This is a genomic window from Mycobacterium kiyosense, assembly GCA_021654635.1.
In the GTDB taxonomy this organism is placed as follows: domain Bacteria; phylum Actinomycetota; class Actinomycetes; order Mycobacteriales; family Mycobacteriaceae; genus Mycobacterium; species Mycobacterium kiyosense.
In genome coordinates, this window is the sequence record AP025179.1 from 2,230,925 (window position 1) to 2,242,834 (window position 11,910).

Consider the following 11,910-nt stretch of genomic DNA (forward strand, 5'->3'; position numbering starts at 1 on the left):
GCCGCCTTTCACGTCTCGGATATCGGGCCGCGACGCCTGGGTGCGCGACCTGCGTCAAGTGTCTACCCACTGCGGCGGTCTATCCACCTGCAGTTGGCTCCGGTCAGGCCGGGATCACAGCGTGTGGCGGCCCGGGGTGGTCGCCGCGTTCTCCAGCAGGCGCCGCAGCACGTCCACGGCGTCGGCCAGTACCTGGCGTTCGGCGGGTTCCAGCCGGGCCAGTTGCGGTTCGATGGCCGCGGCGCGGTCTCGGCGCACCGCGTTGAGCATGTGCAGTCCGTCCGGGGGTGATCCGGATCCGCACCGCGCGGGCATCGCAAGGGTCGGTGGTGCGCGACACCAGGCCGGCTTCCTCGAGCCGGCGGACCTGGGTGGTCATCGTCGGTTGCGAGCAGTGGTCGACGGAGGCCAGGTCGCCGATGCGTGCTTCGCCCTGGGAGTCGATGGTGGCGAGCAGGCGGGCCTGCGCGGCGGGCAGCGGCATCTGGATGCGCTGGGTGGCCAGCCGATTCAGCCGCGCGACCACCGCCAGCAGATCGGCGCCGAGGCCGTGGGGGAGCCCGGCGTCATTTGCCGTGGCGGGCGAACTCATGCACTCATCGTTGCATAGCTTTGCTATGCGAGACCAGTTGCGGTGACGGTGGCGTAAAAAAGCTGAATACGGTGATGTGCTGCATCGGCATGGGTTCTGTGCCTGGCAGAATCAATGAAGTGACCCCACCCGGCCGGCCGTCTGCGCACCCTCGGGGTGGACCGCTGCGACCGAGCGAGTTGGCGCAGGCGTCGGTCATGGCCGCGTTGTGTGCGGTGACCGCGATCATCTCTGTCGCGGTGCCCTTTGCCGGCGGCATTGTGCTGCTGGGCACCGTGCCCGCGGGCCTGCTGGCCTACCGGTACCGGCTGCGGGTGCTGATCACCATGACCGTGGCCGCCGGCGTGATCGCCTTCCTCATCGCCGGGATGGGCGCATTCATGGGCGTCATCCAAAGCGCTTACATCGGTGGGCTGACGGGCGTGGTCAAACGCCGGGGGCGGGGCACGCCCACGGTCGTGGTCACCTCCTTCATCGCCGGGGTGGTGTTCGCCGCCGGGAATGTGGGGGCGTTGATGGCACTGGTGCGGCTGCGGCACCTGATGCGCGACGCGATCACCGCGAACGTCGACGGGATGGCCTCATTTCTGGGCCGCGTACACATGCAGAGCGTCGGCTTCTGGCTGAAATGGATCTTCGCCTGGTCGCTGCGCTACTGGCAGCCGGTGTTGCTGGGCATCGTCACGATCAGCGTGATGGGGATGTCGCTGATCGGCTGGTGGGCGCTATCGCGGCTGCTGGAGCGGATGCGCGGCATCCCCGACGTGCACAAGCTCGACGCGCCCGCCGGTGATCACGACAGTGAGACTCCGATCGGGCCGGTTCCGGTGCGGCTGGACAAGGTGCGGTTCCGCTACCCGGGCGCCGACCAGGACGCGTTGCGTGAGCTCAGCATGGATATCCGGGTCGGCGAGCACGTGGCCATCACCGGTGCCAACGGTTCGGGCAAGACGACGCTGATGCTGATCCTGGCCGGCCGCGAACCGACGTCGGGCACCGTGCAACGTCCCGGCCGGGTGGGTCTGGGCCAGCTGGGTGGAACGGCGATTGTGTTGCAGCATCCGGAGAGTCAGGTGCTGGGGACCCGGGTCGCCGACGACGTGGTGTGGGGTCTGCCGCCGGGCACCAAGACCGATGTCGCCAAGTTGCTGCGCGAGGTCGGGCTCGAGGAACTCGCCGAACGCGACACCGGCAGCCTGTCCGGCGGTGAACTGCAGCGGCTGGCGCTGGCGGCCGCGCTGGCGCGTGAACCGGCGGTGCTGATCGCCGACGAGGTGACCACGATGGTCGACCAGCAGGGCCGCGAAGGCCTGCTGGAGGTGCTGTCCGGGTTGACCAAACGGCACCGGACCGCCCTGGTGCATATCACGCATTACAGCAACGAGGCCGAATCCGCCGACCGCACAATCAAACTCAGCGACTCGCCGGACAACACCGGCATGGTCCAAGCCGTCGACGCCCCGATGCCGCAGGCCGGGGTGGGCGACACCCGGCACGCGCCGGCCCTCGAGCTGATCGGCGTCGGCCACGAATACGGCATCGGGACGCCGTGGGCGAAAACCGCGCTGCGCGACATCAACTTTGTCGTCGAGCAGGGTGACGGGGTGCTGATCCACGGCGGCAACGGCTCCGGCAAGTCCACCCTGGCCTGGATCATGGCCGGGTTGACGACGCCGACCAGCGGCGTCTGCCTGCTCGACGGCCGGCCCACCCACGAGCAGGTCGGTGCGGTCGCGCTGTCCTTCCAGGCGGCCCGGTTGCAGCTGATGCGCAGCCGGGTGGACCTCGAAGTGGCCTCGGCGGCCGGCTTTTCGCATAAGGACGAGGACCGCGTGATCGCCGCGCTCGGTGTCGTCGGACTGGACCCCGCCTTGGCCAGGCGCAGCATCGACCAACTCAGCGGCGGCCAGATGCGTCGAGTCGTGCTGGCCGGACTGCTGGCGTGTTCACCCAAGGCGCTGATCCTCGACGAGCCGCTGGCCGGCCTGGACGCGGCCAGCCAGAGCGGCCTGCTGCGACTGCTGGAGGACTTGCGCCGCGAGCGCGGCCTGACCGTGGTGGTCATCTCCCACGACTTCGCCGGAATGGAAACCCTGTGTCCGCGCACGCTGCATCTACGCGGTGGGGTGCTGGAGTCGGCCTCGGCCACCGCGGTGCCCGGACCGGGGTCGGTGTCATGACCGTCAAGTCAACCTCGGAAAGACGCCAGCCGCGGAAGGCCGGCCGGCCCGTCGTGCTGCTGGTTCCGATACCGGGTGGCTCGCCCATCCACGACTTGTGGGCCGGCACCAAACTCCTTGTGGTTTTCGGTATTTCGGCGCTGCTGGCGTTCTACCCGGGGTGGGTGACGATCGGCTTCATGTCGGCCCTGGTGCTGGCGGCGATCTGGATCGCGCGCATTCCGCGGGGCGCGCTGCCGTCGATACCGCGCTGGTTGTGGATTGCGTTGGCACTCGGCGGTATCACCGCCGCGCTGGCCGGCGGCAGTCCGCTGATCTCGGTGGGCGGCGTGCAACTGGGACTCGGCGGATTGTTGAACTTTCTGCGGATCACCACGCTGACGGTGCTGCTGTTGGCGCTGGGTGCGCTGGTGTCGTTCACCACCAATGTCGCCGAAATCGGCCCGGCTCTGGCGACTTTGGGCCGGCCGCTGCGGCCGTTGCGGCTGCCGGTGGACGAATGGGCGGTGGCGCTGGCGCTTGCCCTGCGCGCCTTTCCGATGTTGATCGACGAGTTTCAGGTGCTCAACGCCGCGCGGCGGTTGCGCCCCAAGCAGATCCCGAAGAGCCGCAAGGAAAGACGGCAGCAACGCCGGCTCGAAGTGATCGACCTGCTGGCCGCTGCCATCACCGTGACGCTGCGACGTGCCGACGAGATGGGCGACGCGATCACCGCACGCGGCGGCACCGGCCAGCTATCGGCGAACCCGCAGCGTCCGAAGGTCGCCGACTGGGTGACCCTGGCGATCACCGCCGCGGCCGGTGGCGCCGGGGTGGCGATTCAAACGCTGCTCAGCGCGAACTGATTTCAGCGCATCCGGTCGATCAGGTTCGACAACACCACGACGCTCTCGCTGCGTTCGATGTCGGCGCTGGACCTGATCCGCTCGAGCGCGGTCTCCAGGTGGCGCATGTCGCGGGCCAGCACGTGCAGGATGGCGTCGGACGTTCCGGTCACGGTCGCCGCGCTGACCACCTCGGGAATGTCCACCCAGGCAGCCCGTAGCTCTTCGGGGGCGATCCGGCCGTGGCAGAACACCTGGACGTAGGCCTCGGTGTTCCAGCCCAGCGCGTTGCGGTCGATGACGGTGGTGAAGGCCTTGATGACGCCGCTGTCGAGCATCCGGTCGACGCGCCGTTTGACGGCGGGCGCGGAGAGGTTCACCTGCTGCCCGATCTCGGCGTAGGTGGCGCGGGCATGCTCGGCCAGCTCGACCAGGATCCGCTCGTCGGTGTCGTCCAGTCGTTCCATCCGCGCTCGCCAATCCTCGACGCAACAAATCATCGTTAATGATGATCTAGAGCAACATATCAACGCTGAGTACGCAAGTGTCATCGTTTGCTTGCGTAAAACTACGCAAATATAGTTGGTCAATGACGGATTACTATGTCGATGCCCCGGCCCGGCAGGATGCCAAACCGCCGCCAACGCGCACTCCCACCCTGCGGCGCTACGCGATGACTCCGCCCACGTTCTTCGCCGTCGAGTACGCGATCAATCCCTGGATGGACACCAGCACGCCGGTCGACGTGGCGCGCGCGACCCGTCAGTGGGCGCAGCTGCGGGACACCTACCTTCGCCTCGGCCACCAGGTGGAACTGATCGAGCCGATACCCGGGCTGCCCGACATGGTTTATGCCGCCAACGCCGGTTTCATCGTCAACGACATCGCCGTGGTCGCCAAGTTCCGCTTCGCCGAGCGGGCCGCGGAATCCAAAGCCTATGCCGAGTGGATGTCGGCGATGGGATATCGGCCGGTCTCCACCCGCCACGTCAACGAGGGGCAGGGCGACCTGTTGATGGTCGGCGACATGGTGTTGGCGGGATACGGTTTTCGCACCGATCGTCGCGCCCACGCCGAGATCGCTTCCGCGCTGCGGATGCCGGTGGTCTCGCTGGAATTGGTGGATCCGCGCTTCTACCACCTGGACACCGCGCTGGCCGTGCTCGACGATCAGACCGTCGCCTACTATCCGCCGGCGTTCAGTCCGACCGCGCAGACGCAATTGCGCGCCTTGTTCGGTGACGCGATCATCGTCGGCACCGCGGACGCCTACCTGTTCGGGCTCAACGCCGTCTCCGACGGTCGTCATGTCGTCCATCCAGCTGGCGCAACGGGATTCGCCGAGCAACTGCGCGCCGCGGGTTTCGAGCCGATCGGCGTCGAGCTGTCCGAGTTGCTCAAGGGCGGCGGCTCGGTCAAGTGCTGCACGCTGGAGATACATCCGTGACAATTCTGGCGGACCTCACCGACACCGCCATTGCCCTGGCCGAAAAGCATGCGGCGCACAACTATTCGCCGCTGCCGGTGGTGGCGGCCAGCGCCGAGGGAGCGTGGATCACCGACGTCGACGGCCGGCGCTACCTCGACTGCCTGGCCGCCTACTCGGCGGTCAACTTCGGTCATCGTCACCCCGAGATCATCGCCACCGCGCACGCCCAACTGGATTCGGTCACCCTGGTAAGTCGCGCTTTCCACTCGGATCGACTCGGACCGTTCTGCGCGGAACTGGCCGAACTGTGTGGCAAAGACATGGTCTTGCCGATGAACTCGGGTGCCGAAGCGGTCGAAAGTGCTTTGAAGGTCGCCCGCAAATGGGGGGGTGGATGTCAAGGGCGTCGCCCCGGATCGGGCCAAAATCATAGTGGCGGACAACAACTTTCACGGTCGCACAATCAGTATCGTCAGCTTCTCCTCCGACCCGGTGGCGCGCGGTGGCTTCGGTCCGTTCACCCCGGGGGTTCTGTTCGGTGCCCTTCGGTGACGCCGCCGCACTGGCCGCGGCGATCGACGACGACACCGTCGCCGTCCTGCTGGAGCCGATCCAGGGCGAGGCGGGCATCATCGTGCCGCCCGACGACTATCTGCCCGCCGTGCGGGCATTGTGTCGTGAGCGCAACGTGCTGATGATCGCCGACGAGATACAGTCCGGCCTGGCCCGCACCGGCCACACCTTCGCCTGTGACCACTGGGGCGTGGTGCCCGACGTCTACCTGCTCGGTAAGGCGCTGGGCGGGGGAGTCGTGCCGCTGTCGGCGGTGGTCGCCGACCGCGACATCCTGGGCGTGCTGCATCCCGGCGAGCACGGATCGACGTTCGGCGGCAATCCGCTGGCCGCCGCGATCGGCACCACCGTCGTCGCCATCCTGGCTCGGGGTGAATTCCAATGTCGCTCAGCAGAATTAGGCGCGCGTTTGCACCGGGGACTGGGTGGGCTGCTCGGCCATGGCGTGACGGCGGTACGAGGGCTGGGGCTTTGGGCCGGGGTCGACATCGACCCGGCGCTGGGTTCGGGAAAGCAGCTGAGCCGGCGACTGGCCGAGCGCGGCGTCCTGGTCAAAGACACCCACGATTGGACCCTGCGGTTCGCGCCACCGCTGGTGATCACCGCCGAGGAGATCGATTGGGTGGTGGGGCAGTTCGCCGCTGCGCTGCGGGAGGCTCATAATTAGCTGAGCTACCGACGGGAGGCGCAGTTGCCGGCTAATTCGATCGGCCTCAAAGAGCAGATGCTGCGTCGCCGCCCGGTAGGTGGTGCCCCCGTCGCCGACGGGGCCGATCCCGGCCTCAAACGCAGCTTCGGTGCGTTCCAGCTGACCTTGTTCGGGGTCGGGTCGACGGTCGGTACCGGCATCTTCTTCGTGTTGTCCCAGGCGGTGCCCGAGGCCGGACCCGGTGTGCTGGTCTCGTTCGTCATCGCCGGCGTCGCAGCCGGATTGGCCGCCATCTGCTACGCCGAATTAGCCTCGGCCGTACCGGTTTCGGGTTCGTCCTACTCCTACGCCTACACCACCCTGGGGGAGGGAGTGGCGATCGTGGTGGCGGCGTGCCTGCTGCTGGAATATGGTGTGGCCACCGCGGCGGTCGCGGTCGGGTGGAGCGGATACCTCAACAAGCTGCTGCACAACCTGTTCGGAGCCGAATTACCGCACGCGCTGTCGGCGGCGCCGTGGGATTCCACGCCGCCGGGCACGGCGCACGGCTGGGTGAACCTGCCGGCGGTGTTCCTCATCGCCATGTGCGCCCTGCTGTTAATCCGCGGCGCTAGCGAATCGGCGAAAGTCAACACCGTCATGGTGCTGATCAAGCTGGGTGTGCTGGGCATGTTCGTGATTCTCGCCTTCACCGCGTTCGACGACACCCACTTGCGCGACTTCGCCCCGTTCGGCGTCGGGGGTATCGGCACGGCGGCGGGCACCATCTTCTTCTCCTACATCGGATTGGACGCCGTCTCGACGGCCGGGGACGAGGTGAAGGATCCGCAGAAGACAATGCCGCGCGCCCTGGTGTCGGCGTTGTTCGTGGTCACCGGCGTCTACATTCTGGTCGCGCTCGCAGCCCTGGGGACCCAGCCGTGGCAGAACTTCGCCGCGCAGGAAAACGCCGGGCTGGCCACCGTGTTGGACAACGTGACACACGGCAGTTGGGCCGGCACGATCCTGGCGGCGGGGGCGGTGATCTCCATCTTCACGGTCACGCTGGTCACCCTGTACGGGATGACGCGCATCCTGTTCGCGATGGGCCGGGACGGGTTGCTACCACCCCGGTTCGCCAGGGTGCATCCACGCACCATGACGCCGGTGAACAACACGGTGATCGTCGCGATCGCCGCATCGCTGATGGCAGCTGCGGTCCCGCTGGACAAACTCGCCGACATGGTGTCGATCGGTACCCTGACCGCGTTCATCGTGGTGTCCGCCGGCGTGATCATCCTGCGGGTACGCGAACCCGATCTGCCGCGCGCCTTCCGGGTGCCCGGATACCCTGTGACACCGGTGCTTTCGGTGCTGGCGTGCGGCTACATCCTGCTCAGCCTGCACTGGTACACCTGGTTGGCGTTCGGGGCGTGGATTACCGTGGCCTTGATCTACTACCTGGTGTGGGGTCGACATCGCAGTGCCCTGAACGAGCAATCGGCACTCGACAAGGAGGTGCAGTGAGCGTCGTCGTCGGGTACCGGGCCGGCAACATCGGGTTGTCGGGATTGAACCTGGCCGCTGGGGCCGCGCGCACCCTCAAGACGTCGTTGACGGTGGCCACCATCGTGCCCAAGCCGTGGCTGTCGCTCGGGCGTGGCGAGGCGGAGTACGAGCAGTGGGCCGCGGACCTCGTCCAAAAGTCCGTCCGAGAAGCCGAGCGTGCTCTATTCGCACTGGGCGAGGGTCTCGAGATCAACTATCGCCACCGGGCGCACCGATCGGTGTCCGGCGGTTTGATCGAGGTGGTCGAGGAGGTCGGCGGGGAGATCCTGGTGCTCGGCTCGCTGCCCAGCGGCGGGCGGGCGCAGGTTGTCGTCGGCACCACCGCCGACTGGCTGCTGCATTCCTCGCCGGTGCCGGTCGCGATCAGTCCACCCGAATACCGTTCGCACCCAGGTGGTTTGACGCGGCTGACGTGTGCCTACTCGGCCACGCCGCAGTCGGCGGACGTAGTGCGTCGCTGTGTGGAGTACTCCGAGCGCTTTCATGTGCCGCTGCGGGTGGTCACGTTCGCCGTTCGCGGCAAGACCATGTATCCGCCCGAGGTGGGGCTGGACGCCGAAGACGTGGTGCTTGAAGCCTGGGCGTCGCAGGCGCGCGACATCCTGGACGGTCTCAAATCGGACGGCATCGTCGGCGACGACGTCACGCTGCAGGTCGTCACCGGCCACAATTGGGCCGAAGCGCTGGAAGGCACTGAGTGGATAGACGGCGAGATCCTGGTGATCGGCACCTCGCCGCGCGGCGACATCCGGCGGGTATTCCTGGGGGCGCGCAGCGGCAAGATCATCCGGCACAGCCCGGTCCCGGTGCTGGTGTTGCCCGGGTAGCCCGACGCGCCCACTTCTCGTCCCTCTCTTCGGCGCCGAGCGTCACGCCAGCGTGGCTGTCGGCGCCGAGCGTCACGCCAGCGTGACGAGCGGGGGCCCCGGCGGCCGGCCGCATACCGCTTTCGCCCCTCTCTTCGCGCCGAGCGTCACGCCAGCGTGGCTGTCGGCGCCGAGCGTCACGCCAGCGTGACGAGCGGGAGCCCCGCGGCGGCGGGGCCACGCGGCGGCGGGGGCCTGGGGTTTGGGGGTTTGGGGCCGGCGGCGCGTGCTCAGCGCCGGGCGGCGGCGTTCGCCGCGTCCTGAGCCTGCCGCAGCGTGGCTGCGACATCGCCTCGGCCCAGAAACATCTGGTCGAAGTACGGCTGCAGCGCCTCGTTACCCGCGGCGAATCCGGCGCCGCCCGGCGCCGGTATGCGAGGGCCGTCGAGCACCGCGAAGAACGGCGTCACGTCCACACCCTTGGCCTTCCAGTACGCGAAATACCCGGGCTGCGCCGAGAGTACCGCGGGAATGGCCACACCTTCGCGACCCAGATAGGCGTTGCCCTGGCCGCTGCCCATCCAGGCCAGCACCTGACGGACGGCCTCCGGGTGCCTGGTCGCCGAATTACCAGCCGCGGCAATTCCATTGGTGACACTCACGCGGCCCTTCGGCCCGGCCGGCATCATCGCGATGCCCCAGCGGAAGGCGGCGTCGCGGGTGATCGCGGCCAGGCTGTAGGTCCCGGACTGGAAGAGCGCCATCCGGCCGGCCAGGAACTGGTTACGGGAGAAGTCGCCGTTGTCGTTGGTGTCCGACGCCGGGGGAGCGACATGGTCGCGGTTGATCAGGTCGACGAGGTAGCGAAAGGCTTGCCGCGCTTCGGGATTGTCGAACGCGAAGGCGTCGCCGCGCTGGAACACCCCGCCGGCCGATCCGATGTAGTTGAGGTAGATGCCCTGCGGGTCGTTGGCGGCGTTGTAGCCCCACTGCCGAACCCGCTCGAAGTCGAAGTCCGTTGTGTCGGCCCGATGTCCAGCGGCGTCGACGGTGACGCGGGCCAACAGCGGTCGCAGGGTGTCGTCGCTGGCCGGACTCCAGCGCAAGGTGTCCAGCTCGGCGGGATCGACCCCGGCGGCGGCCAGCAGGTCGGCGTTGTAGAACAGCGCGATCCCCGCATCGGTCAGCTGCGGGACCCCCCACAGCGACCCGTTGCGGGTGAATTGGTCGACCACCGCGGGTTCCCAATCCGCACTGCCCTTTTCGATCTTCATCAGCCGGCCGCTGTCGGCGTAGGCGTCCAGGTAGGCGTTGGACAGCCAGAAGATGTCGTCGGCGCTGCCGCCGGCCACGTCGGTGCGCAGGGTGTTGAAGTAGTTCGAGAACGCCACCATGTTGGTGTGCACCTCGATGCCGGGGTGGCTGCGGGTAAATGCCTCGAACGACTGCTTATACGCCGACGCAATCGGCTCGGCCCACAGTCGCACCGTCACCACGATCTTGCCGTGGTCGCTGGATCGGCCCATCAGGACTGCCGTCGTCAACAACAGCGCGGCGACCAGCACCAGCGCCGTGGCGCACAGCGTCGAGAAACGCGGCCGGCTCACTTGAGCCCCGAAACCAGGATCGAGGAGACGATGTGCCGCTGGAAAACCACGAACAACGCGATCAACGGGACGATCGCGACCGTCGTCGCCGCCATCACCAGCGTCCACTGCGAATTGAACCGGGACTGCAGATCTGCGGTGGCGACCGTCAGCACCCGCCACTTGCGGCCGCTGGTGATCACCAACGGCCACATGAAGTTGTTCCACTGCGAGACGACGGTGATCATGGTCAACGCCGCCAGCACCGGCTTGCTGGACGGCAGGATCACGTGCACCAGCACATCCAGGGTGTTGGCGCCGTCCAGGCGCGCGGCGTTGATCAGGTCGTCGGGAACCAGCCGAAAATGCTCGCGCAGCAGAAAGATCGCATAGGGCGAGCCGAACATGAACGGAAGCACCAACGCCCAGAACGTATTACGCAACCCCACCTGCGCCATCATTAGATACAGCGGCACCACGGTCACCGTGCCCGGCACCATCAGTGTGGCGATATAGACCCAGAACAGCGCGTCGCGGCCGGGAAACTGCAGCCGCGCGAACGCGTAACCGGCCAGGATCGAAAAGGTCAGCTGGCCCAGCAGGATCACCGCAGTCGTCAACGCGGTCACCGCGGCCGCCCGGCCGAACCCGGTACCGGCCAGGTCGGTGTAGTTGGCCAGCGTGGGCGGACGTGGCCACTGCAGCGGCGACCCGGTCTCGAACTGGTGCGAGGAAGTGAACGACGTCAGCAGGCCAAGCACGAACGGCGCCAGGGTGATCAGCGCGCCGAAGACCAAGCCGGTGTAGATGACGGCGTTGGTCGCCCGGCGAGATCGCTGTTTAGACAAGGTCATAGGTGATCCGCCGCCGGAAGTACAGATGCTGCACGAAGGTGACGCCGACCAGAATGACGAACAGCACCACCGCCATCACCGCCGCCCGCCCGATCGCCGCGGCGCCGAACGCCTCGGCGTAGATGCGGTGGGCCACCAGATCGGTGCTGCCGCCCGGGCCGCCACCGGTCAACGCGTAGACGGTGTCGAAAACCTGCGCCGTGCTGACGATCCCGGTGACCATCACGAAGAAGGTGGTGGGCCGCAGCATCGGCAGGGTGATCCGCCAGAACCGCTGCCAGGCGTTGGCGCCGTCGGTGCGGGCGGCGTGGTGGACGTCTTCGGGGATGGCCAGCAACCCGGCCAGGAACGACAACGAGACGTAGCCGACGTTGGTCCAGATGACGACCGCGGATACGACCGGCAGCGCCAGGTCGGGGTCGGTCAGCCATTCGATGCGGCGGCCCAGCAAGGTGCTGACCGCCCCGTCGGTGGGGGCCAGGATCCAGCGCCACAGCACCGCGATCGCCAACGGGGCGCAGATCCACGGCAGCACGTAGAGGGTGCGGAACAGCCCGGTCCCCGGCATCTGCCGGGCCAGCATCATCGCGGCCACCAGACCCAGCACCGTCTGCGCCGGAACAACGATCGCCACGAAGACCGCCGTCACCACCAGCGAGTCGACGAAACCGCCGTCGTGCAGCACCGAGTCCCAGTTCGCCAGGCCCACGTAGTGCAGCGGCCCCAGCAGGTCCCACCGGTACAGGCTCAGCCACACCACCACCAGAATCGGCAGCAACAGGAAGGCGGTCACCCCGAACAGGCTGGGCGCCAGCAGGGCATACGCCAGCGCGGTGGTGCGGCGTGGCGCGTCGGACATGAATGTATTA

General features: G+C 67.6%; 9 protein-coding genes and 2 pseudogenes. 6 read left to right on the forward strand and 5 right to left on the reverse strand.

What is annotated here, in order from left to right:
* Positions 1 to 114 precede the first annotated feature (114 nt).
* Positions 115 to 592: pseudogene (locus L6444_RS10510) on the reverse strand (MarR family winged helix-turn-helix transcriptional regulator).
* A gap of 89 nt (positions 593 to 681) precedes the next feature.
* On the opposite strand from L6444_RS10510, the gene L6444_RS10515 reads away from it, so the two are divergent.
* On the forward strand, positions 682 to 2,772 hold the full coding sequence (locus L6444_RS10515; protein WP_373877353.1) for an ABC transporter ATP-binding protein: 2,091 nt from the start codon (positions 682 to 684) through the stop codon (positions 2,770 to 2,772).
* A complete protein-coding gene (locus L6444_RS10520) occupies positions 2,769 to 3,617 on the forward strand; it encodes a CbiQ family ECF transporter T component (RefSeq protein ID WP_236982292.1) in 849 nt (282 codons plus the stop codon). Before L6444_RS10515 ends, L6444_RS10520 begins: the two co-directional genes overlap by 4 nt.
* A gap of 2 nt (positions 3,618 to 3,619) precedes the next feature.
* Here the strand turns inward: L6444_RS10520 and L6444_RS10525 are convergent, their stop codons facing one another.
* A complete protein-coding gene (locus tag L6444_RS10525) occupies positions 3,620 to 4,063 on the reverse strand; it encodes an Lrp/AsnC family transcriptional regulator (RefSeq protein ID WP_236982294.1) in 444 nt (147 codons plus the stop codon).
* Between the two features lie 122 nt (positions 4,064 to 4,185).
* Between L6444_RS10525 and ddaH the strand changes: the two genes are divergently transcribed.
* From ddaH to L6444_RS10545, 4 genes and pseudogenes are all read left to right on the forward strand, one after another.
* Positions 4,186 to 5,043: a dimethylargininase gene (gene ddaH, locus L6444_RS10530; protein WP_236982297.1), complete on the forward strand. Its 858-nt coding sequence runs from the start codon at positions 4,186 to 4,188 to the stop codon at positions 5,041 to 5,043.
* A pseudogene (gene rocD / locus L6444_RS10535) lies at positions 5,040 to 6,265 on the forward strand (ornithine--oxo-acid transaminase). The gene ddaH and the pseudogene rocD overlap by 4 nt, the downstream one beginning before the upstream one ends.
* 57 nt (positions 6,266 to 6,322) lie before the next feature.
* Entirely contained in the window at positions 6,323 to 7,753 is a 1,431-nt protein-coding gene (locus L6444_RS10540; protein ID WP_370653191.1) for an amino acid permease, read from the forward strand.
* Positions 7,750 to 8,622 carry a universal stress protein gene (locus L6444_RS10545; protein ID WP_236982301.1) on the forward strand — a complete coding sequence of 291 codons (873 nt, stop codon included), beginning with the start codon at positions 7,750 to 7,752 and terminating at the stop codon, positions 8,620 to 8,622. The genes L6444_RS10540 and L6444_RS10545 overlap by 4 nt, the downstream gene beginning before the upstream one ends.
* Positions 8,623 to 8,891: 269 nt before the next feature.
* Here L6444_RS10545 and L6444_RS10550 read toward each other — a convergent pair whose 3' ends face one another.
* From L6444_RS10550 to L6444_RS10560, 3 genes are read right to left on the reverse strand one after another with little or no spacing between them, the layout of a single operon-like run.
* On the reverse strand, positions 8,892 to 10,208 hold the full coding sequence (locus L6444_RS10550) for an ABC transporter substrate-binding protein (protein ID WP_236982303.1): 1,317 nt from the start codon (positions 10,206 to 10,208) through the stop codon (positions 8,892 to 8,894).
* The gene (locus tag L6444_RS10555; RefSeq protein WP_236982305.1) at positions 10,205 to 11,041 is read right to left on the reverse strand and encodes a carbohydrate ABC transporter permease; all 837 of its coding nucleotides are present in this window, start codon (positions 11,039 to 11,041) and stop codon (positions 10,205 to 10,207) included. Before L6444_RS10555 ends, L6444_RS10550 begins: the two co-directional genes overlap by 4 nt.
* Positions 11,028 to 11,900, reverse strand: a complete 873-nt coding sequence (locus tag L6444_RS10560) for a carbohydrate ABC transporter permease (protein WP_236982307.1) — start codon at positions 11,898 to 11,900, stop codon at positions 11,028 to 11,030. Before L6444_RS10560 ends, L6444_RS10555 begins: the two co-directional genes overlap by 14 nt.
* Between the last annotated feature and the right edge of the window lie 10 nt (positions 11,901 to 11,910).